The organism is Micromonospora sp. NPDC048907, assembly GCF_055586885.1.
In genome coordinates this window covers 395,180-416,531 of sequence record NZ_JBVJHI010000005.1, presented here as the reverse complement: position 1 = coordinate 416,531, position 21,352 = coordinate 395,180, and the positions used below count along the sequence as shown (strand labels likewise).

Annotated in this window: 19 protein-coding genes; 11 read left to right on the top strand and 8 right to left on the bottom strand. The window is 72.7% G+C overall.

What is annotated here, in order from left to right; all coding sequences use genetic code 11:
• Nucleotides 1–119 precede the first annotated feature (119 nt).
• The gene (locus ACZ6PY_RS19945; RefSeq protein ID WP_466074201.1) at nucleotides 120–1,262 is read left to right on the top strand and encodes a zinc metalloprotease; all 1,143 of its coding nucleotides are present in this window, start codon (nucleotides 120–122) and stop codon (nucleotides 1,260–1,262) included.
• Nucleotides 1,263–1,306: 44 nt separating this feature from the next.
• On the opposite strand, the gene ACZ6PY_RS19940 is transcribed toward ACZ6PY_RS19945, so the two are convergent.
• The gene (locus ACZ6PY_RS19940; protein ID WP_466074199.1) at nucleotides 1,307–3,286 is read right to left on the bottom strand and encodes an acyl-CoA dehydrogenase family protein; all 1,980 of its coding nucleotides are present in this window, start codon (nucleotides 3,284–3,286) and stop codon (nucleotides 1,307–1,309) included.
• Between the two features lie 303 nt (nucleotides 3,287–3,589).
• Between ACZ6PY_RS19940 and ACZ6PY_RS19935 the strand changes: the two genes are divergently transcribed.
• Nucleotides 3,590–5,617, top strand: a complete 2,028-nt coding sequence (locus ACZ6PY_RS19935) for a hypothetical protein (protein ID WP_466074197.1) — start codon at nucleotides 3,590–3,592, stop codon at nucleotides 5,615–5,617.
• Nucleotides 5,618–5,631: 14 nt separating this feature from the next.
• On the opposite strand, the gene ACZ6PY_RS19930 is transcribed toward ACZ6PY_RS19935, so the two are convergent.
• Both ACZ6PY_RS19930 and ACZ6PY_RS19925 read right to left on the bottom strand, forming a co-directional pair.
• A complete protein-coding gene (locus ACZ6PY_RS19930) occupies nucleotides 5,632–6,408 on the bottom strand; it encodes an SDR family oxidoreductase (RefSeq protein ID WP_466074196.1) in 777 nt (258 codons plus the stop codon).
• Nucleotides 6,409–6,697: 289 nt separating this feature from the next.
• Nucleotides 6,698–7,312 carry a GNAT family N-acetyltransferase gene (locus ACZ6PY_RS19925; protein ID WP_466074194.1) on the bottom strand — a complete coding sequence of 205 codons (615 nt, stop codon included), beginning with the start codon at nucleotides 7,310–7,312 and terminating at the stop codon, nucleotides 6,698–6,700.
• 139 nt (nucleotides 7,313–7,451) lie between these two features.
• Between ACZ6PY_RS19925 and ACZ6PY_RS19920 the strand changes: the two genes are divergently transcribed.
• Both ACZ6PY_RS19920 and ACZ6PY_RS19915 read left to right on the top strand, forming a co-directional pair.
• Nucleotides 7,452–8,540, top strand: a complete 1,089-nt coding sequence (locus ACZ6PY_RS19920; protein ID WP_466074686.1) for a CapA family protein — start codon at nucleotides 7,452–7,454, stop codon at nucleotides 8,538–8,540.
• 426 nt (nucleotides 8,541–8,966) lie between these two features.
• Nucleotides 8,967–10,346 (top strand): FAD-dependent oxidoreductase, encoded by a 1,380-nt coding sequence (locus ACZ6PY_RS19915; protein ID WP_466074192.1) that lies wholly within the window; start codon nucleotides 8,967–8,969, stop codon nucleotides 10,344–10,346.
• A 73-nt stretch (nucleotides 10,347–10,419) separates the two neighbouring features.
• Here ACZ6PY_RS19915 and ACZ6PY_RS19910 read toward each other — a convergent pair whose 3' ends face one another.
• Nucleotides 10,420–11,361, bottom strand: a complete 942-nt coding sequence (locus ACZ6PY_RS19910) for a DMT family transporter (RefSeq protein WP_466074190.1) — start codon at nucleotides 11,359–11,361, stop codon at nucleotides 10,420–10,422.
• A gap of 91 nt (nucleotides 11,362–11,452) precedes the next feature.
• On the opposite strand from ACZ6PY_RS19910, the gene ACZ6PY_RS19905 reads away from it, so the two are divergent.
• Nucleotides 11,453–12,346 (top strand): LysR family transcriptional regulator, encoded by an 894-nt coding sequence (locus ACZ6PY_RS19905; protein ID WP_466074188.1) that lies wholly within the window; start codon nucleotides 11,453–11,455, stop codon nucleotides 12,344–12,346.
• A 148-nt stretch (nucleotides 12,347–12,494) separates the two neighbouring features.
• On the opposite strand, the gene ACZ6PY_RS19900 is transcribed toward ACZ6PY_RS19905, so the two are convergent.
• The gene (locus ACZ6PY_RS19900; protein ID WP_466074186.1) at nucleotides 12,495–13,109 is read right to left on the bottom strand and encodes a dihydrofolate reductase family protein; all 615 of its coding nucleotides are present in this window, start codon (nucleotides 13,107–13,109) and stop codon (nucleotides 12,495–12,497) included.
• Nucleotides 13,110–13,334: 225 nt separating this feature from the next.
• On the opposite strand from ACZ6PY_RS19900, the gene ACZ6PY_RS19895 reads away from it, so the two are divergent.
• Genes ACZ6PY_RS19895 through ACZ6PY_RS19875 form a run of 5 tightly spaced genes read left to right on the top strand, consistent with a single transcriptional unit; the run spans nucleotide 13,335 to nucleotide 18,331 of the window.
• Nucleotides 13,335–14,222, top strand: a complete 888-nt coding sequence (locus ACZ6PY_RS19895) for an ABC transporter substrate-binding protein (protein WP_466074184.1) — start codon at nucleotides 13,335–13,337, stop codon at nucleotides 14,220–14,222.
• Complete coding sequence (locus ACZ6PY_RS19890; RefSeq protein WP_466074182.1) at nucleotides 14,219–15,169, top strand: amino acid ABC transporter permease; 951 nt, start codon at nucleotides 14,219–14,221, stop codon at nucleotides 15,167–15,169. The genes ACZ6PY_RS19895 and ACZ6PY_RS19890 overlap by 4 nt, the downstream gene beginning before the upstream one ends.
• Before the next feature lie 8 nt (nucleotides 15,170–15,177).
• Entirely contained in the window at nucleotides 15,178–15,930 is a 753-nt protein-coding gene (locus ACZ6PY_RS19885) for an amino acid ABC transporter ATP-binding protein (RefSeq protein WP_466074685.1), read from the top strand.
• Nucleotides 15,930–17,552 (top strand): N-acyl-D-amino-acid deacylase family protein, encoded by a 1,623-nt coding sequence (locus tag ACZ6PY_RS19880; RefSeq protein ID WP_466074180.1) that lies wholly within the window; start codon nucleotides 15,930–15,932, stop codon nucleotides 17,550–17,552. The genes ACZ6PY_RS19885 and ACZ6PY_RS19880 overlap by 1 nt, the downstream gene beginning before the upstream one ends.
• Nucleotides 17,549–18,331: a serine hydrolase gene (locus ACZ6PY_RS19875; RefSeq protein WP_466074178.1), complete on the top strand. Its 783-nt coding sequence runs from the start codon at nucleotides 17,549–17,551 to the stop codon at nucleotides 18,329–18,331. Before ACZ6PY_RS19880 ends, ACZ6PY_RS19875 begins: the two co-directional genes overlap by 4 nt.
• Here the strand turns inward: ACZ6PY_RS19875 and ACZ6PY_RS19870 are convergent.
• Both ACZ6PY_RS19870 and ACZ6PY_RS19865 read right to left on the bottom strand, forming a co-directional pair.
• Nucleotides 18,214–19,227 carry a LysR family transcriptional regulator gene (locus ACZ6PY_RS19870; RefSeq protein WP_466074176.1) on the bottom strand — a complete coding sequence of 338 codons (1,014 nt, stop codon included), beginning with the start codon at nucleotides 19,225–19,227 and terminating at the stop codon, nucleotides 18,214–18,216. The genes ACZ6PY_RS19875 and ACZ6PY_RS19870 overlap by 118 nt on opposite strands.
• Nucleotides 19,228–19,248: 21 nt before the next feature.
• Entirely contained in the window at nucleotides 19,249–19,953 is a 705-nt protein-coding gene (locus ACZ6PY_RS19865; RefSeq protein WP_466074174.1) for a TetR/AcrR family transcriptional regulator, read from the bottom strand.
• Between the two features lie 150 nt (nucleotides 19,954–20,103).
• On the opposite strand from ACZ6PY_RS19865, the gene ACZ6PY_RS19860 reads away from it, so the two are divergent.
• Nucleotides 20,104–20,790 (top strand): DUF2306 domain-containing protein, encoded by a 687-nt coding sequence (locus tag ACZ6PY_RS19860; protein ID WP_466074172.1) that lies wholly within the window; start codon nucleotides 20,104–20,106, stop codon nucleotides 20,788–20,790.
• A gap of 49 nt (nucleotides 20,791–20,839) precedes the next feature.
• Here ACZ6PY_RS19860 and ACZ6PY_RS19855 read toward each other — a convergent pair whose 3' ends face one another.
• Nucleotides 20,840–21,337 (bottom strand): GNAT family N-acetyltransferase, encoded by a 498-nt coding sequence (locus ACZ6PY_RS19855; RefSeq protein WP_466074170.1) that lies wholly within the window; start codon nucleotides 21,335–21,337, stop codon nucleotides 20,840–20,842.
• Between the last annotated feature and the right edge of the window lie 15 nt (nucleotides 21,338–21,352).

Here is a 21,352-nt window from a genome sequence, read left to right as displayed (position 1 = left end):
AGGCCGATCAGCGTCGCGCTCTGCGACGTGCTTGAGTGCTTAGGCCTTTGCGTGTCCGGCCGTACCATCTCCCGGTGATCTCCTCCCGCCGACGGCTGGTCGTGGCGTCCATCCTCCTGGTGTCGGAGGCGGTGGCGTTCGCGCTGTTCGTCACCGAGTCCGTGACGGGTGCGATCGCCGCCGTCGGCTTCACCTGTGTGTCGTTGTGGGTGCACGTCGTCCTGCATGAGGGCGGGCACCTCGTCGTGGCGAAGCTGCTGCGCCTGCCGGTCGTCGCGGTCCGCATCGCACCCTTCACCGGCTGGCGGAGCGAGGTGTGGGTCCGGCCGGCGCCGACGGCGACGGCGTTGCCGCTGCGGATGGTGTCGTTCTACCTCGCCGGCCCGGTGGCGAACCTGTGCACCGCGGCGGTGCTCGGTACCGCCGCGTTGACGAGCACGGGGTTCGCCCGCGTCGTACTGCTCGGCGCGGCGCTCGTCGGGGGGCTGCTCGGGGTGGTCAATGTCATCCCCGGGACGTCGCCGCGCAGTGACGGCCGCAACCTGCTGCGCTGGCTCGTGGCGCCGGCGGCCGCCCGCGCCGCGCTACGGGCGGGCTACTACCAGGAGGAGGTGAACAGGACGGTACGGGCGATCGCCGAAGGGGAGGTCGGAGAGCATCGTCTCGTAGCTCCTGCTCGCGACGGCAACGACCCGCGACTGGCGCTCGCTGCCTTCCAGCAACGCTGGAGCATGGGGCACGCGCACTCGGCGGCGGATTTCGTCGCCGACGCCGAGAGGCTCGCGGCGCTGGCTCGCGCCGACAGCACCGACCCCGCGGCCGCCGCCGTGATCGGGGAGGTGCTCACCGTCCGGTTCGGACTGTGGAACCTGTACGACGCGGTGCTGAACGGCTCGCCGGTGGCACACCGGGAGGTCGTGGAGATCGCGGAACTGGCCCAGCTCGCCTTCCACGTGCAGCCGCACCGCCTGTCCGCCCGTGTCGCCGTGAGCCTGGCTCACCTGCTCAACGGGCGGCCGGAGCAGGCGCGGTCGCTGCTTCTCGACATCCGGCCGGGCGTCGACCCGCCGGACCTCCGCACCGTCGCGGCACTCCTGTCTGCCATCGCCGAGTGCTACCTCGACAACCATGCTGCCGCCGACGCCCTTTTCGGGGCGGCCGGCGGCGACTACCCGCAACTGACCCAGGTGGCTGCCGCGATCCGCGCGGCCGACCCGGTGCCGCGCCTGTTCGCCTCGGCGCCCAGCCGCAGTGTTGCCTGAGCAGCCGCCGGACCGGGGTGAAGGTCAGCACCCGCGGGCCGGCGCTACGCTGCGACGGACTGCGGATCACCGGCGGCGTCGTGGGCGGCCATCGCCTCCTGACGGTCAGGTTCCTCGCGCAGGATGGCGCAGTGCAGCCACGCGTCCGGGATGCCGAAGCCGTCCACCAGCGTCCGCATGTGCGGGCGCAGCTCCTTGAGCAGGCCGTTCACGACCCCGGTCACGGCCTTCGAGCGGGCCGGCGTGAGTCGGCCGTGCTCCAGCAGCCAGCCCTTGTTGGCCTCGATGACGGTCAGCGCGTACAGGTCGCAGATGCGGGAGAGCAGCGCCCGGACCGGCGGGTCGGCGGTGTCCTCGATGCCGGCGACGAACGCCTCCAGCGTGATCCGGTCGATGTGCGCGGCCGCGACGGCGAGAACGTGGTCCTGGACGTCGTTGAAGATGTCGAAGGGGCGATCCTTCTTCGTGGCCGCGCCGTTGCGGAGGCGGCGGACCGCGCCGTCGAGCAGGTGCCTCTCGCGGTCCTCGAAGACCTTGAGCTGCCAGCCGCGGTCGGTGACGGCGACCTCCTCGTCGCGGCCGGGCACCGCGCTGATTAGCCGCTCGATGAGCGACCGGGCGGCGGTGCGCTCGAGCACCATCTCGCGGACGTGTTCGGCGACGAAGGAGGCGCGCCCCCAGCCGTCCAGGGAGCCGAACTCGTCGCGGTAGCCGGTGAGCAGGCCCTTGGCCACCAGTTGCAGCAGCACCGTGTTGTCGCCCTCGAAGGTGGTGAAGACGTCGGTGTCGGCCTTCAGGCTCGGTAGCCGGTTCTCGGCCAGGTAGCCGGCGCCGCCGCACGCCTCGCGGCACATCTGGATGGTGCGGGTGGCGTGCCAGGTCTGCGCGGCCTTGAGACCGGCGGCCCGGGACTCCAGTTCCCGCTGCCGGTGCTCGTCGACCGGGCCGTCGCCGCCCTGCACCTCGTGCAGCGCGGTGACCAGCTCGGTCTGGGCGAAGTGCAACGCGTACGTGGTGGCCAGGGCGGGCAGCAGCTTGCGCTGATGGGCCAGGTAGTCGTTGAGCAGCACCTCCCGATCCGCGTCGGGCGTGCCGAACTGCCGGCGGATGTCGCCGTAGCGCACGGCGATGGTCAGCGCCGACCTGGTGGCGGCCGACGCGGCGCCGCCCACGCTCACCCGGCCGCGCACCAGGGTGCCGAGCATGGTGAAGAAGCGGCGGGAGTCGTTCTCGATCGGGCTGGAGTACGTCCCGTCCGGCGCGACCTGACCGTACCGGTCCAGCAGCATGTCCCGCGGCACCGTCACGTGGTCGAAGCTGAGCCGCCCGTTGTCCACGCCGAGCAGGCCGGCCTTGGCGCCCGCGTCGCCGATGGTCACGCCGGGCATGGGGTTGCCCTGCGCGTCGCGGATCGGGACGAGCCACGCGTGGACGCCGTGCCGCCGCCCGTTGGTGACCAGCTGTGCGAAGACGACCGCCATCCGCCCGTCACGTGCCGCGTTGCCGATGTAGTCCTTGCGGGCGGCCTCGTGCGGGGTGTGCAGGTCGAAGGTCTGCGTGTGCGGGTCGTACGTGCAGGTGGTGCGCAGTTGCTGGACGTCGGAGCCGTGACCGGTCTCGGTCATCGCGAAGCAACCGAAGATGTTGCCGGAGATGATGTCCCGCAGGTACGCGTCGTGGTGCCGTTTCGTGCCGAGGGCGCTGACCGCGCCGCCGAACAGGCCCCACTGCACGCCCGCCTTGACCATGAGCGACAGGTCGACCTGCGCCAGCATCTCGGTGGCGACGATCGAGCCTCCCACGTCGGACCCGCCGCCGTACTCGGTCGGGAAGGCCGACGCGATCCCCAGCTCGGTGGGGAGTTCCCTGAGCAGCCGGGTGATCCGCGCCCGGGCCTCGTCGCCGGTCTCACCGTAGACCGGGAGGAAGCGCGCGTCGAGGTGCTCCCGGTGCGCGTTGCGGACGCCGGCCCACGGCCCGTCGAGCACCTCGCGCAGGCGAGCGAGGTCGATGTGATCGGACATGGGCACCCCTCCGCTGGCGGACATATGGGTACAGTCTGTACTCGATCAAGAGTACCGGCTGGTTGGCGTCACCCGCCGGGCAAGGCCGCGGTGAGACCGGCCACCATGGCGGCTCTCGCCGGCCACCCGATTCATCTCACGCGGTCGCACGGTAGCCGGCGACGATCCCGCCGTACCACGGCGAGGACATGGGCAACGGCCGGCCCGGTCACCGGGCCTTGCCGAGATCCATTCACGAGCGTAGGAAGAACACCACCCGTTGACCGCCGCGTCGACGCACCGCCAGTGCCGAAGGAGAAGCGCGTGGCCACACCCCGACGGCTCCGTCTCGCCGTGTCCGTGCTGGTGACCGCGGGCACCGTGCTGCTCGGCACGGGCGCCGTCGCGGCGCCCGCGACCCCCGCGCCGGCCCGGGACCGGACGTGCGACCCGATCGACCCGACGGCCTGCCTGCTGCCGTTCCCGAACGACTACTTCACCGTGCCGGACCGGACCAGCCCCACCGGCAAGCGGGTGCGGCTCGCGACCTCGGCGATGCCCGCCACCGTGCAGGGGACGCCGATCGACCCGGCGGAGTGGAACCGGCAGGACGGGTTCAGCCCCGGCACGCCGATCCTGGTACGCGTGCCCGGCCTCGACGCCGCGGCGACCGGTATCGCGCCGGTCACCGACATCGGCCGTTCGCTGGCGCCCGACGCGCCGATCGTGCTGCTCAACGCCCGAACCGGCGAGCGCACCCCGTACTGGGCCGAGCTGGACGCGCACGCCACCGGCCAGCCCGACCGGCAACTGCTGATCATCCGGCCGGCGGTGGCGCTGACCGAGGGCACCCGGTACGTCGTGGGCCTGCGCGGCATGCGCGACGGCACCGGGGCGACCATCCCGGCGCCGAAGGCGTTCCGGGCCTACGTGACAGGTGCCGGCCTCGGCCACCGGGACGACCGCGCCCCGCAGATGAAACGGATCCTCGCCGACCTGAGCCGGACCGGCGTCAACCGGCACAGCCTCTACCTGGCCTGGGACTTCACGGTGGCCAGCCGGCACGGGCTGACCGGGCGGATGCTGGCGATCCGCGACACCGCGTTCGCCACCCTCGGCCGGTCCGTGCCGTCGTTCACCGTCACCACGGTGACCGACTACGCACCGGAGCAGGATCCGCTGATCGCCCGGCAGGTGACCGGCACCGTCGACGTACCGTCCTATCTGACCGGCGACGGCGGGCCCGGCTCGCGACTGCACTACGGACCGGCCGGCGGCGACGGCACGCCACCCACACCGAACGCCCTGCCGACACCGTCCGGAACGACGGTGGCGGCGGACTTCGTCTGCAACATCCCGCGCAGCGCCTCCGCCGCGACACCGGCGCACCTCTCGCTCTACGGCCACGGCCTTCTCGGCAAGCCGACCGAGATCAACGCCGGCAACGTCAAGACGATGTCGAACACGTACAACTTCACCTTCTGCGCGACCAGCTGGATCGGCATGGCCGCCGCCGACGTCCCCTACGTGGCCGGCGCCTTCGGCGACCTCAGTGCCTTCCCCGCCGTGGTGGACCGGCTGCAGCAGAGCTTCCTGAACTTCCTCTTCCTCGGTCGCGCGATGATCCACGCGGGCGGGTTCGCCGCCCACCCGGCGTTCCGGGACGCCGCGCGGCCGTTGATCGACGCCACCGGCGGGCTGCACTACGACGGCAACAGCCAGGGCGGCATCAACGGCGGCGCGCTCACCGCCATCGCCCAGGACTGGACCCGCTCGGTGCTCGGCGTGCCGGCGATGAACTACTCCACCCTGCTGCAACGCAGCGTGGACTTCGCGCCGTTCCAGACGATCATGGACGGCTCCTACCCGGACAAGGTCGACCAGCAACTGATCCTCGCGCTGCTCCAGATGCTGTGGGACCGCTCCGAGGCCAACGGGTACGCCCAGCACATGACCGACCGCCCGTTGCCCGGCACCCCGGCGCACCAGGTGCTGATGCACGTCGCCTTCGGCGACCACCAGGTCTCGCCCGCAGCGGCCGAGGTGCAGGCGCGCACCATCGGCGCCCGCCTGCACACCCCCGCGCTCGCCGACGGCTGGTCGGCGGACGTGCGACCGTACTGGGGCATCGCGCCGATCCGCAGGTACCCGTACACCGGATCGGCGATCGTGATCTGGAACAGCGGCACGGCGTACGCGCCACCGCCGACGAACCTCGCCCCGGCCGGGCCGGAGTACGGCGACGATCCCCACGAGTTCCCGCGCGCCCAGGCCGGAGCCCAGCGACAGAAGACGGTGTTCCTGCTCACCGGCAAGGTCGTCGACGTCTGCGCGGGCACACCCTGCCCGTAGGAGGGGCGCCTTCGCTACTCGGCCTGCCGGCCATCCGTGCGCCGGTCGGCGACGAGTCCGGCGAGCCAGTCGTCGAAGGTCGTGGGCGCGATGCGGGCGTCCGGTCCGGGCAGCAGCACGTTGCCCGCCATGTCGGCGCCGAGGATCGCCTCCCACGTGGGGACGAGGGTCATCTCACGCCCGGTCGCCTGGTGGGTCCGGCGCGCCATGTCCACGAGATCGTGCCGATCGGGGCCCGCCACGTCCCGGTAGCGCCCGTGCGGCGGCCCGGCGGCCACCTCGGCGAGAACGTCGGCGACGTCGGCCGGTGCGATCGGCTGGACGAGCAGGGGAGCGAGGTAGGCGGTGCCGTCACGTTCGGTCCACGTGGCCACCGTCGCGCCGAAGTCGAAGAACTGGGTGACGGGGACGATGGTCCAGGGCACGTCCCCGGCGGAGACCAGGCGCTCCTGCTCCCGCTTGCCGGAGTAGTGCGCGGTGCCGGCGATCCGGTGCACCTCGACGATGGAGAGCAGGACGTGGTGCCGGACTCCCGCGCCCTGCTCGGCGCGCAGCAGGTTCCGGGTGGCGGCGCCGAAGTACGCCACGGTGGCCTCGCGGTCGGCCGCCGGCGCGCTCATCGCGTCGATGACGACGTCGACCCCGGTCAGCGCCTCGTCCAGCCCGCCGCCGGCGACCAGGTCGACACCGTGCGACCGGCTCATCGGAACGGGATCATGGCCGTGACGGCGCAGGGCCGCCACGGTCAGGGACCCGATGTTGCCGGACGCGCCGGCGACGGCCACCCGCATGTCTGGCTCCTGTCTGAGGACCGGTGCGCGGCGCACCGGACGTGACCGTGAGCCACCCGCCGCAGCGCTCACGCCAGCCGGGCCCGGACGACGATCGGGCCGAACGGCGAGCGCCTCGACGGATGGCTTGACCTGCGCGCGGAGCGGCACGCCGTGCCGATGTCGCACGCTGAGCTTCAGGCTAGGCGAGGGCGACGTGCCGCGGGACGGGATCGAGTCGCGTCCCCGCGCTGCCGGGGCCCGAGGTGGGGTACACCCTGGTGCCCGGTGGAGGTCATCTTCAGGCGCCTCAGCAGCGGTCAGGATCCGCCGCCCACATCGCGCGGGTCACCTCGTACTCGACCTCGCCCAGATCCGCTCCCGGCAGCGGGTCGTCCAGGTCCGGGAAGTACGTACGCACATACCGCATGCCGACGGCTTCCATGACGCGCCGCGACCCGGTATTCACGGCCATGGTCTGCGCGATCACGCGGTTCTGCCCGACGGTGTCGAAGGCGTGCCGCAGCAGAGCGCGGGACGCCTCGCTGGCCAGGCCCTTCCGCCAGTGCCGACGGAGGAGGCGGTAACCCAGCTCGGCGACGGTGGGGTCGTCAGGTTGGTCGGGGCCGTGCGTCGGCGGGAGCATCATGAGCCCGATGAACTCGCCGTCCTCAGCTTCCGGCGGCGTCGAGTCACGCTCGCCGCCATCGGTCCCGAACGCCATCCAGTAGCCCAGGCCGTCCACCCTGCCTGCCAGGGTCATCCGCTGCGCATGGGAGGCGATCACCTCGTCCCTGGACCGCGCCCTGCCGACGAGGTGGCGGAGCACCTCCGGATCAGAGTCGAGCTGGACCTCCCACTCGAGGTGCCGGTCGGCGAGAGGTACCAGCAGCAGACGGTCGGTGCGGAGGCTCGGCTGGGGCACCCGGCAACCATCACACGGGAATGCCGATTCGGCCATCCGATGCGCACCGCCGGTCAGCCGCACTCAGCTGCCGCTGATTGCCGGGTTCCTCGACGCGGGGCACCGGGCGCGGTCCGGAGCGCGTAGCCTCGCCCGCGTGATGCGCAGGACGGCGCGTGCCTCGCTGGCGGCGGTGACGGCGGTCGCGGTCGGCGTTGCGCTGGCCGGATGCGCCGCCGGATCGACCGGCCCGGCGCCGGCCTGGCACGGCGCCACGGCCGGTCCGGCGCCGTCCGGCACCGCGACGCCGGGGGCGAGCGCACCGGTCGAGGTGCGGCTGGCCTTCGCCGGCGATGTGCACTTCACCGGCCGTACCCTGGGCCTGCTCGACGATCCGCGGACTGCCTTCGGGGCGATCGCGCCGACGCTGCGCGACGCCGACGTGACCCTGGTCAACCTGGAGACGGCGGTGACCGGCCGCGGCACCCCGCAGCCGAAGAAATACCACTTCCGGGCTCCGGAGACCGCCTTCGCGGCGCTGCGCGCGGCCGGGATCGACGCGGTGTCGATCGCCAACAACCACATCCTCGACTACGGTCGGCAGGGGCTCGCCGACACCCTCGACGCCGCCGCGGACGCCCGGTATCCGGTGTTCGGGGCGGGCCGCGACGCCGACTCGGCGTACGCGCCGTGGATCACCACCGTACGGAGGCTGCGGATCGCGGTCCTCGGCATGTCGCAGGTGCACGACCTGGCCGGGTCGTGGCGGGCGACCGACGGCCGATCGGGGGTGGCGATGGCGTTCGACACCGCCCGGGCCACCGCCGCGGTGCGGTCGGCGCGGGAGCGGGCCGACCTGGTCGTCGTCTTCATGCACTGGGGGGTCGAGGGCAGTTCGTGCCCCAGCGGGGAGATGAAGACGTTCGCCGGGAGGCTGTCCGAGGCCGGCGCCGACATCGTGGTTGGTACCCACGCGCACACGCTGCTGGCCGACGGCTGGCTCGGTGCGACCTACGTGCACTACGGGCTGGGCAACTTCGTCTGGTACGCCGATTCGCACAGCACGGACTCCGGTGTGCTGCACCTGGTCGTCCGCGGGCGGACGGTGGTCGAGAGTCGATTCGTCCCGGCGACGGTCTCCGGTAGCGGCCAGCCGATCCTGGCCACCGGGGTAAGGAAGCAGCGCATCCTCGACAAGCTCGCCACCGCCCAGCGGTGCACCGGCTTGGCCGCCAAGCGCCCCGGCTAGCTGTAGCGCCACGGACGGCTTGCCTCGTCGCACGAGTTGTTGCAGCCCGCGGCCTCGTCCTGCGTCAACCGCCAGGCCGGTACCGGCTCGGCCAATCCACCCTCCTCAACTCTCAACGGCCTACATCACCGCCGTCGAGAGCGAGTCCTCACCACCTCATCCGGACGCACGCCGCCCGGCGTGTGACCGACCGGGCGGACGTTCGTGGACAACGCACTATCCGACTGAGATATCCGTCACCGGCGTGCCGGTGGAGCCCGAAGACAAGGCCTGACCAGCGGTTCCACCACACCGTCGGGTGATCGGCGGACGGGTCGGGCCGGTGACCGGAACTTCACTGTCAGCTAGCCGTCCGCCGATTGGCTTCCCTCACGGACACCGCATGCCGCTCACTGAGGACACCCATTGAACGAAACGGAGTGTGCCGTGTCCACCACCAACCAGACCGGGCGGGCGGTCGTCCTCGGCGGGAGCATGGGCGGCCTGCTGGCCGCCCGGGTGCTGAGCGAGTCGTACGCGACGGTGACCGTCTTCGACCGGGACGACCTGCCGGCGGAGGCCGTCGACCGCAAGGGTGTGCCGCAGAGCGAGCACTCGCACGGCCTGCTCGCCCGGGGTCGCCAGATCCTCGAGGAGTTGTTCCCCGGCCTGACCGCCGAGCTGACCGCCCACGGGGCCGTCCCCGTCGACATCCAGCGGGACTGCGTCTGGGTCAACGACGGCCACCGGATCCCCCGGGCCGCCTCGGGGCTGGCGGGGCTCTGCGTGAGCCGGCGCGCCCTGGAGGCGTACGTCCGGGACCGGGTCCGTGCGCTGCCCAACGTGGAGATCCGGGACCGGTGCGAGGCCGTGGGGCTGCTCGCCGACGGCGCCACGGTGACCGGCGCGCGGGTCCTTCCCCGGGGCGGCCGGGAGGAGCGCCATGACGCCGACCTCGTCGTGGACGCGACCGGCCGCGGCAACCGCGGCCCGACCTGGCTCGCCGAGATCGGCTACCAGCCGCCCGCCGAGGAGCGGGTGGACCCCCGCACCGTGTACGTCTCGCGCGACTACCGCCGCGTCCCGGGCGAGACCACCTTCGCCGCCGTGATCAGCAGCCCGTCGCCGGCCGCCCCGTACGGCGGGGTGGCCATCTCCGCGGAGGGTGACCGGTGGATGGTGACGCTGCTCGGTGTCGGCCCGGACCACGCCCCGCCGGTCGACGACGAGGGCTACCTCGCCTTCGCCGGGCGGCTGCCCGCGCCGGAGCTGCACGCGCTGCTGCGCCGGGCCGAGCCGCTCGGCCCGCCGAAGCGGATGCGCCTGCCCGCCAGCGTGCGCCGCCGCTACGAGCGCCTCGCCCGCCTCCCGGAGGGGTTCATCGCGGTCGCGGATGCGGTGTGCAGCTTCAATCCCGCGTACGGGCAGGGCATGACGGTGGCCGCGGCGGAGGCGATCGTGCTGCGTGACTGCCTGCGCCTGGGCCGGCGGGACCTGCCCCGCCGCTTCTTCGCCGCGGCGGCGAAGGTGGTGGACGTGCCCTGGGACATGGCCGTCGGCGCCGACCTGCGCCACCCGACCGTGGTCGGGCCGCGTAGCCGCCGGACGCGCTTCCTCAACGGGTACGTCACCCGGCTGCACGCCGCCGCCGCGCGGCACCCCGTCGTCGGGCGGCGCTTCCTGAGTGTGGCCAACCTGATGACGCCGCCGCCGGGCCTCTTCGCGCCGGGGATCGTCGCCCGGGTGCTCTGGTCCGGACGGCGCAGCACGCCGGCGCCGGTTCAGCGGCCGTCGGTGCCGGAGGTCAAGGAGTTGCTCGTCCGGTAGGCCGGGCCGCGCGGGTGGGCAGCCGGGGCCGGTCGCCCACCCAGCACTACTCCTGTTCGGACTGGATCGCGGGTCAGGCTCTCCGCGCGGTCAGCGCGGCCGGCGTTTCCGCCGACGCCGGTGCCGCCGGCGGCCGCTTGTGCCGGCGGGTCAGGGCGACCCCGACGAGCACGACCGCCATCCCGGCGGCGATCCGGAGGCTGAACCCCTCGTGGAGCACGACGGCCCCCAGCGCCACCGAGACCACCGGGAGCAGGTAGCCGACCGTCGCGGCGTTGGTGGCGCCCTCGGCGGCGATGATCCGGTAGGTGAGGTGGAAGGTGATCCCGGTGGCGACGACGCCCAGCATCAGGACGGCGATCGCGGTCTTCGGGCCGATCCCGATCGGCGTCAGGCCACCGGCCGGGAGGGCCAGCGCGGTCAGGCCGGTTGCCGCGATGAGCTGCGCCGCGGACAGCGAGATGGTGGGGATGCCCTTGCCGACCAGGTTGCGGCCCATGTACGCGAAGCCGGCGGCATAGCTGGCCGCCGCGGCGACGATCGCGAGGGCGCCCCAGCCGACCGGTCCGGTCGTCTGCCACGGGGCGAAGATCAGCACGACCCCGGCGAAGCCGAGCAGGAGCCCGCCCAGCCGGGCCGGCCGGAGTCCGCGCTCGGCGCCGATGACGACGCCGATCAGCAGGGACCACAGCGGGGTCGTCGCGTTCAGCACGCCGGCCACACCGGAGTCGACGGTCTGCTGGCCGACGCTGAACAGGGCGAACGGGAGGGCGTTGCAGAAGAAGGCGGCAACGACGAGGTGAGCCCAGGTCGCCCGATCCCGGGGCAGCCGGCGACCGGAGCCGAGACAGGCGACCAGCAGGGTGGCCGATCCGAGGACGCACCGGCTGACGGTGACCTGGACCGGAGTCAGTGCGTCCAGGGCCAGCTCGATCCAGAGGAAGGTCGATCCCCACAGCAGGGCGAGCACGCCCACCCGCGCCCACGCCCACGTCCTGCCCACGACACCGTTCACGGGGATCTCCTTGATCGACTGCGGTGAACGATGCCGGACCGAACCCGGAAGGACAAGCAAAAGGTTCTGCACGTACGTTAAGTTCTGCTACATGCTTGATGTGCGGCGGATGCAGGTCCTGCGGGCAGTGGTCACCAGCGGGTCGGTGACCGCGGCGGCGGCACACCTCGGTTACACCCCCTCCGCCGTCAGCCAGCAGGTGGCGGCGCTGGAGAAGGAGGCCGGGATCGCGCTGCTCGAACGCGTCGGCCGGGGCGTGCAGCCCACTGCGGCGGGACGGCTGCTCACCAGGCACGCGGCCATCATCAGCCAGCACGTCGCCGAGGCGGAGACCGCGCTGGCCGACCTGCGCGCCGGGCGTACCGGCCGGCTGACGGTCCGCTACTTCGCCTCGGTCGGCCCGACCGTGCTGGCACCCGCCCTGGCCCGCCTCCGGCGCGAGCATCCGGGCGTGGCGATCGACCCCAAGCTGACGGACCCGGATGATCCACTGCCGAAGGTGGAGCAGGGCAACGCCGACCTGGCCATCGTGGTCCGCCGGACCAGTGACGAGCCCCGCCAGGGCATCCGCCTGGTGCGCCTGCTCGACGACGCGTACCAGGCCGTGCTGCCCACCGGGCATCCGCTCGCCGGGCAACGGGTGATCGACCTGGCCGACCTCGCCGGCGAACCCTGGGTCGGCAGCGAACCGCCCGGCCCCTGCCTGGAGCCGATAGTCGAGGCCTGCGCCGCGGCGGGCTTCGCCCCGGACTTCGTGGCGCAGTCGGAGGACTACGCCACGGCTCAGGGATTCGTCGCCGCCGGCCTCGGCGTCAGCCTCATCCCGCGACTCGGACTGGGCACCCGCCATTCCGGCGTCACCGTCCGCCCGGTGCGCCGCCCCGAGCCGGTGCGGACGATCTACGCCGCAGTCCGGGAGATCCCCCACGACCAGCCCGCGCTGCGCGCGCTGATCGACGCCCTTGTGGACGCCGCACAGGCGTGACACCTGGGCATCCACCGATATGCGCGAACCGCCGGCGTCGACGCGATGAGGTGGCCGTGCGGCGGACCGGCCCGGCGGCAGTGCGAGCGGGTGCGGCCGGTGGGCGGTGGGGCGCGAGCCGATCCGCCGCGACTCGTTGCGGAGGCGGCTACTTCCCTTCGGGCACCTGGTCCTTGACGTCGTCGTAGCCGACCTTCCCGGGTGCCGGGGCCAGCGCGTAGATCACGCGGATCACGCCCGTCGGGAAGGCCTCCGTCGCCGTCACCCGGAAGTGGTACGAGGTGTCGCCGTCGTCGAACAGCTTGCGGCCCTTGCGCGCGGCCACGGGATGCACGAGCAGGCGCAGCTCGTCGACCAGCCCGGCGGCGAGCAGTTGCTGCACCACGGAGATCGACCCCGGGATGAGGATGCCCTTGCTGCCGGCGTCGGCCTTGAGCGCCCGGACCGCGTCGAGCAGGTCGCCCTCGATCAGCTCGGAGTTGCGCCAGGAGAACTGCAGCGGCTGCCGGGAGACGACCACCTTGCGCACGTCCCCGAGCTGCTTGGCGAACGGTGCGTCCTCCCCGCCCGCGGCCTCGCGCTCGGGCCAGGCCCCGGCGAAGCTGTCGTAGGTCTCGCGGCCGATGAGCAGCACGTCGGCGGCGTCGTAGTCCTCGCTGACGGCGCGGCCCATGTTCTCGTCGAAATACGGGAAGTGCCAGTCGGGGTCGATCTCGGCCACGCCGTCGGCCGAGATGAACAGCGTGGAGATGACCTTTGCCATCGGGCGGTCCCTTCGAGTCGGGTGGTGTCCACAGGTGGACCGCCGCAGCATCTCAAATTCATCGGTCCGCCAGCGCCCCATCCGTCGACGGATGGCGGTCGCCGCAACTCCGGCCGGCTGATGAGCATCGAATATTTAGGCGCTCACCCTGCAAAGCATTCGGGCTGTTCACGCTGGCCGATCCCGGATAGGGTCCCCGCCATCGTCTCTGGCAGGAGGTTTCCGGTGGTCAGGAAGCGTGCGCTTCGCATTGTCGTCGGTCTCGCCGCACTCTCGCTCGCCGTCGCCGGCTGCGGGCGCTCGACCAGCGGCCAGACGCCGCAGGCCGGTGCCTCCGCCTCGGTCGCCGCCGACGCCAAGGCGGCCGACCTGGTCCCGGCGGCCCTCAAGGAGAAGGGTGTCCTGCGGGTCGCCACCGCCGAGGGCTACCCGCCGATGGAGATGTACAAGGAGGGGACCCAGGATCTGACCGGCGTCGACCCCGAGCTGGCGGCGGCGATCGCCGGGCGCCTCGGCCTGAAGCTGGAGATGACCAACGCCAGCTTCCCCGGCCTGATCCCGGGGCTGCAGGCCGACCGGTGGGACCTGGCGATGTCCTCGATGAGCGACACCGAGGAGCGCCGCAAGGCCGTCGACTTCGTCGACTACTTCCAGGCCGGCGGCGCCATCATGGTGGCGAAGGGCAACCCGGCCGGGGTGAAGGACCTGGCGGACCTGTGCGGCCGCGCCGTGGTGCTCGCCAAGGGCAGCTCCAACCTCGCCATCGGCGACAAGCAGAACACCTCGTGCGCCAAGAAGATGACCATCTCGCAGAGCGAGGACGCCCCGACCGGCCTGCTGCAGATCGACGCCGGGCGCGCGGTGGCCACCATCGTCGACTACCCGGTGGCCAAGATGCTGGCCCAGCAGAGCGGCAAGTACGAGGTGCTGGAGGCCCAGTACGAGGCCGGCCCGTGGGGCATCGCGATCGACAAGAAGGACAGCCAGCTGCGTGACGCCGTCCAGCGGGCCCTGCAGGAGCTGATCGAGGCGGGCGACTACGCCAGGATCCTCGAGAAGTGGGGCGTGCAGGGCAGCGGTGTGCAGACCGCGACGGTCAACGACCAGAAGTGAGCACCCCGGTGGAGGCGACCGTCACGGACCCGGCACCGGCCGGGCCCGCCGGAGTCGAGGCGAACCGGATCAGCCACCCGCTGCGACCGGGGCGCTGGCTGGCCGCCGGGGCGATCGCCCTGATCCTGGCCTGGTTGGCCTGGACCATCGCGATCAACCCGAACCTGCACTGGGACATCGTCGTCAGGTACCAGTTCGACCGGGTCATCCTGGAAGGGCTCTGGGTCACTGTCCAGCTCACGGTCGCGTCCATGGCGATCGGTGTGGTGCTCGGGGTCGTCGTGGCGCTGATGCAGGTCTCCGACAGCCGCGTCCTGCGCGCCGGCGCCATGGCCTACGTGTGGTTCTTCCGCGGCACGCCGCTGCTGGTGCAGCTGATCTTCTGGTTCAACATCGCGCTGATCTTCCCCGAGATCGGGCTGGGCGTGCCGTTCGGCGGCCCGAAGCTGGTGACCTGGGAGACGAACACGCTTGTCACCGGATTCGTCGCGGCGCTGCTCGGGCTCAGCATCAACGAGGGCGCCTACATGAGCGAGATCGTCCGGGCCGGCCTGCGCGCGGTCGACCCCGGCCAGCAGGAGGCCGCGGCGGCGTTGGGCATGTCCCGCCTGAAGATCATGAAGCGGGTGGTGCTGCCCCAGGCGATGCGGATCATCGTCCCGCCGACCGGCAACCAGTTCATCTCCATGCTCAAGACCACCTCACTCGTCTCGGTGATCGCCGGCGCCGACCTGCTCACCGTCGCCCAGCGGCTCTACCTGACCAACTTCGAGGTGATCGCCCTGCTGATCGTCGCGTCCCTGTGGTACCTCGTCCTGACCACCGTCGCCAGCATCGGCCAGTACTACCTGGAGCGCCGGTTCAGCCGCGGCTTCGGCGCCACCATGCCGGGAGCCCTGCGCGGGCGGATCGCCCGCAACCTGCGCTTCACCGGGAGCGCGCGGTGACCCCGCCGATGGTGCGGTGCCGCTCCCTGCGCAAGAGCTTCGGGCGGCTGGAGGTGCTGCGCGGCATCGACCTGACCATCGAACGCGGCCGGGTGGTCTGCGTGGTCGGCCCGTCCGGCTCCGGCAAGTCCACCCTGCTGCGCTGCCTCAACCACCTCGAGGAGCCGCAGGCGGGCCGGGTCTACGTCGACGGTGAGCTGATCGGATACTCCGAGCGCGGCGGCCGGCTGCGGCCACTGCCGGACGCGCGGCTGCGTCGCCAGCGCGAGTCGATCGGCATGGTCTTCCAGCGCTTCCACCTGTTCCCGCACCGCACCGCGCTGGAGAACGTGATGGAGGGCCTGGTCGCGGTGAAAAGCGTCCCGGCCGCCGACGCGCGACGGCGCGCCGCCGACCTGCTCGACCGGGTCGGCCTCGCCGACCGCGCCCACCACTACCCGGCACAGCTCTCCGGCGGCCAGCAGCAGCGGGTGGCCATCGCCCGCTCGCTGGCCATGTCGCCGAAGCTGATGCTGTTCGACGAGCCGACCTCGGCGCTGGACCCGGAACTGGTCGGCGAGGTGCTGGAGGTGATGAAGGACCTCGCGGCGAGCGGCATGACCATGATCGTGGTGACCCACGAGATGGGCTTCGCCCGGGAGGTCGGCGACGACCTCGTCTTCATGGACGAGGGCCTGATCGTCGAGCAGGGCCCACCCCGGGAGGTGCTCGCCGCGCCGCGGCACGACCGTACCCGCGCCTTCCTGTCCAAGGTGCTCTGATGGCCCGGCTGGACCTGCTGGTCACCGGCGGGGACGTGCTCGACGGCACCGGCTCGCCGTCCCGCGCCGCCGACGTGGGCGTCCGCGACGGTCGGCTCGTGCTGCTGCCCCCGGGCAGCCGCACCCCGGCCGCCGAGGTCATCGACGCGGCCGGGCTGGTCGTCACCCCCGGCTTCGTCGACGTGCACACCCACTCCGACCTGCTGGCGGGGGAGGACGAGCAGCGGGAGGTGCTGCGCCGGGCGCCGTTGCTGCAAGGCGTCACCACGGAGATCTGCGGCAACTGCGGCATCAGCTCCTTCCCGGTCCCGCCCCGGCGCGGCGAACCGGTGCGGGAGCTGATCGCCGCGACGTTCGGACCACCCGCGTCGGCGTACGGGTCGTTCGCCGAGTTCGCCGACGCGCAGGGCGTGGCCCGGCGCAACCACCTCGCCGCCCTCGTCGGCCACGGCACGCTGCGCGCCGCGGTCGTCGGCTTCGCCCAGCGGCGGGCCGCACCTGACGAGATCGGGCGGATGTGCCAGCTGCTCGACGAGGCGCTCGCCGCGGGCGCGGCCGGCCTGTCGACCGGCCTCATCTACTCCCCGGGCGTCAACGCCGGCACCGACGAGGTCATCGCGCTGGCCCGGGTCGCGGCCGCACACGGCAAGCCGTACGTGACCCACCTGCGTGACGAGATGTCCCAGGTCGAATCCGCACTCGAGGAGGCGATCGAGATCGCCACCGCGGCCGGGTCGGCGCTGCAGGTCTCCCACCACAAGACCGCGGGCCGGCGCGCCTGGGGCGCCACCGTTCGCACCCTCGCCCGACTCGACCAGGCGCGCGCCGACGGGCTGGACGTCACCTGCGACGTCTACCCGTACACCGCGGGCAGCACGGCCCTGCACGCGATGCTGCCGCCGTGGCTGATCGCCGAGGGCGTACCGGCGATGCTCGCCGCCGCCGCCGAGCCGGCGGTCCGCGACCGGATCCGTCACGACCTGGTCGCCGGCGTGCCGGGCTGGGAGAACACCGTCGGCAACGGCGGCTGGGACCTGATCCGCGTCGCGTCCGCCCCGAACAACCCCGACGCCCAGGGCCACACCGTCGCCGACCTGGCCGCCGCGCGCGGCGTCGACCCGGTCGACTACGCCTGCGACCTGCTCGCCGCCGAGCACGGCGACGTCACCATCCTCAGCCACTCCATGCACGAGGACGACGTACGCCGGGTGCTGGCCAGCCCGCTGACCATGCTGTGCTCCGACGGCGTACCGAAGGGGGGCCGTCCCCACCCGCGGTGGGCGGGCAGCTTCACCCGGGTGCTCGGCCACTACGTTCGCGAGGTGGGACTGCTGGAGCTGGCCGAGGCGGTGCACAAGATGACCGCGATGCCCGCCCGCCGCTTCGGCCTGCGGGACCGCGGGCTGCTCGCCGACGGGTACGCCGCGGACCTGGTGGTGTTCGACCCGCTACGGGTCGCCGACGGCGCCACGTACGACGAGCCCCTGGCACCGCCACACGGGGTGCGGTGCGTGCTGGTGGGCGGCCGGGTCGTCGTGGACGGCGGTGCGGTCACCGCCGCGCGGCCGGGCCGGGTGCTTGCCGTACCGGATCGGCAGCGCGCCCTGCCCGGGCGGCGATGAGCCCGGCGGTGCGGGTCGGGGCGATGGTGCGGCGGCTGGACGACGGGCGCACCCTCTCGACCGACCCCGACCTGGTCCTGCCGCTGGCCAGCGTCGGCAAGGTGCTGCTCCTCGGCGAGGTGGCCCGGCGGCTCGCCGACCGGACGCTCAGCGAGGACCAGCCGGTCGAGTTGCTCGACGCGGACCGGGAGGTCGGCGGCACCGGCCTGCTCGGCCGGCTGTCGCCGCGGTGGTGGACGGTCGCCGACCTGGCCACGGCGGTCGGCGCGGTCAGCGACAACGCCGCCACCAACGCCCTGCTGCGGCTGGTGACCCTGGACGCCGTGCGGGACCTGGCCCGCCGCGCCGGGCTGCGGGACACCACCGTGCACGACCGGATCCGCGCCGAGCGCGGCCCCGGCGTACCGGAGACCTTCGCCACCGGCACCGCCCGCGAACTCTGCGCCTTCCTCGCCGAGGTGGCCAACGGGACCTGGCAGAGCCCGCAGGCATGCCGGCTGCTGCGCGGCTGGCTCGCCGGCAACACCGACCGCACGATGGTCGCCGACGCGATCGGCCACGACCCGTGGTCGAGCGACGGCGTCCGGGTGCAGAACAAGACCGGCACCGACACCGGGGTACGCGCCGACACCGGCATCGTGTCCGGCCGGCACACCGTCGTCTACGCCGTGGTGGCCGTGTTCCCGCCCGGGGCGGAGCGGGCCGCCGTTGCCGAGCTGCGCCGCTGGGGTACGGCGGTCGACCGGCTCGCCGGGGCCCACCGCTGCGACAGCTCCTGACTGAGCGTCGACGCCGCGCCGCTCAGCCGCTCGACGAACCTGCCGACCACCGGGTTGGGGTTGCCGGGACGCAGCGCCACACCGATCTCCCGGTACAGCTTGGCGTGTGCGAGCTGCCGCACCGCCACCCCGCCGGGGTTGCGCAGCCCGAGCGAGGGCACCAGCGCCACCCCGACACCGGCGCGGACCAGGCCCAGCACCACCTCGTAGTGATCACTGCGGCAGCGGATCCGCGGCGCGAAGCCCTCCGCCCGCGCGGCCAGCTCCAGCACCGACGCCTCGCCCTGCACGCCGAGGGTGGTGATCCACGGTTCGGTGGCGAGGTCGGCGAGCCGGAGTCGCCGCCGGCCGGCGTGCGGATGATCCGCGGGAAGCACCACCAGCTGGGGGTCCACCATCAGCGGCTCGACAGTCGTGTACGGCGATGCCTGCGCCGGGCTCAGCGGGTGGTCGAAGACCACCACCAGGTCCAGCTCACCCTGGTGCAGGCGGGGCAGCAGCTCGTGCGGCTGCCCGAGGATCAGTGCCAGCTCGACCTGCGGATGGTCCCGGGTGAAGCTCGACAGGGCACGCGGCAGCAGTTCCGTGCCGGCGGTGGCGAAGAACCCGATCCGCAGCAGCCCCTGGCGGCCCTCCCCGTGCGCGGCCAGCTCGTCGCGGGCCGCCGACATCAGATCGGCGATCTGCTGCGCGTAGTCCGCCAGGCGCTGGCCCGCGACGGTGAGCCGCAGGCTGCGCGGCCCCCGGTCCACCAGCGCGACCCCGGCCTCCTGCTCCAACGCGGCGAGCTGGTGGGAGACCGCGGACGGGCTCAGCGCAAGCCGCTCCGCGGCCGCGACGATGGTGCCGTGGCGGGCGATCTCCAGGACGACCTGAAGGCGTGCGGTGTTGAACATCGGCGGGGTTGCCTCCCTGGGTCAGGACCCCGTGCCGCGGGACGTCCATCCCCGCCGGTGGAGGTTGTCGAATCCGTCGAGCAGGAGGTCGAGCGCGAACTGGAACTCGTACTCGTCGTCGCAGCCCTGGCCGACGACCGACCCCTCGTCGTGGGCGGCGGCCACGGCGATCTCCGCGATGTAGGGATACCTGCTGGCCAGCTCGCGGAAGCCGGCCGCCTGCTTCTCCGGGTCCTCGGGCAGCGGTGAGGCGGGGAAGAGTTCCTGGGTGAACCCCCACACCCGGCTGCCGAGAGCGTGCATCACGTGGTGGGTGAGGTCGACCGAGAAGCCGCCGGCCCGGAACATGCCGACGATCGAGTTCAGGTAGTCCAGGACGACCGGGGTGGGCTTCGGGCGGGACTCGATGACGCGCGACGACCACGGGTGGCGCTCCAGGGCACGTCTCGCCGACAGGATGCGCTGCCGGATCGCCGCCTTCCAGTCGGCGCCGTCGGCGGGCGGGTCGATCTCGCCGACGACGACGTCGACCATGCCGTCGAGGAGTTCCTCCTTGTTGGCCACGTGCTTGTAGAGCGCCATCGGTACGACGCCCAGCTCCTGGGCGAGGTTGCGCATGCTCACGGCGTCGACGCCGGCGTGGTCGGCGAGCGCGACGGCGGCGTGCAGCACCCGGTCCCGGCTGAGGGGGGCGCGGCGTGCGCCGTCCACCTGTTGCTGAACCATCCGTCGCCCTTCCGTGAAGCGTCGCCAAACCGTAGCGCCTCTTGACGGTGTACGGCGTACACCTTACTCTGACGCCAGGTGTACGCCGTACACCTCCGGGCGGTGGCGAGATGGCCGGCTGGGCTGATGACCAGGACGAATGGATGTGCCATGACCCCCTCAGCCAAGCGAGAGTGGCTGGTACCCGCCGGCCTCATCGCGCTCAGCGCGGTTCCCGTGATCGCCGGCGCCGCCCGGGCCGCCGAACTCAGCGGCGGTGCGACCGTCACCTCGGACAATGCCCGGTTCTTCGCCTCACCGGCGCCGGTGCTGGTGCACATCATCGGCGCCAGCCTGTACTGCTTCCTCGGCGCGTTCCAGTTCGCCCCCGGCTTCCGCCGCCGCCGGCCCGGCTGGCACCGCCTCGCCGGCCGGCTGCTCGTCCCCTGCGGGATCGCCGCCGCCCTGTCGGGCCTGTGGATGACGCTGTTCTATCCCCGCCCGCCGATCGACCACGTGCTGGTGACCCCGATCCGGCTCGTCTTCGGCACGGCGATGCTCTGCTGCATCGTCCTCGGCCTCGCCGCCATCCGGCGTCGGGACATCCCCCGCCACCGGGCCTGGATGGCCCGCGGCTACGCCATCGGTCTCGGCGCCGGCACCCAGGTCCTGACCCACCTGCCCTGGATGCTGCTGGCCGGCCAGCCGAGCGGGATCGGGCGGGTGCTGATGATGCTCGCCGGCTGGGTGATCAACCTGGCCGTCGTCGAATGGGCGCTGCACAGGCGGCCGGCCAAGCCGACGCGGAGGATCCAGGTCCACGTCAACGCTCCCGCCGGCGTTGTTGCCGGCCCGTGACAGGGGGCGCGAGGTGTTCTGACGCGATCCGCGCGCGGTCTGGGAGGTCTTACGAGGCGCGCGGCAGCGCCAGCCAGTCCTGCCAGGTGATGTCGCGGCCCAGGTAACGGGGCTGCCGGAAGGGCCAGTCGGCGGCGATCCACCGCGGCACCAGCGCGTCGAGCGCGCGCTCCTCCTCACTGCCGACGAGGTCGTCCACCACCCACCAGGAGACCTCGCCGTCGGAGCCGGTGCGCTCGGGCGGGTCGATGTAGACGCAGCCGAGGATCGCCGTCTCCTCCTCGTCCAGCAGCGCGTAGTTGAACGACTGGTGCGCGGCGATCTCCTTCTCGTGCCGCAGCAGGTCGACGCGGTCCTCTTCGTAGGTCATCGTCGCCGCGGGCCAACCCCACGCCGGACCGAAGATCTCCCACAGGCGCTCCCGGGAGCCCATCACGGCGGGGTAGTCGAGCGCGGTGTCCGCCTCCCGGATCGGCCGCAGGTGAAGCGTGGTGTTGGGCACGGGCACGTGGACGGGGTGGACGAAGTCGTCCGGCAGCCAACTCATAAGGGCCGAGGCTAC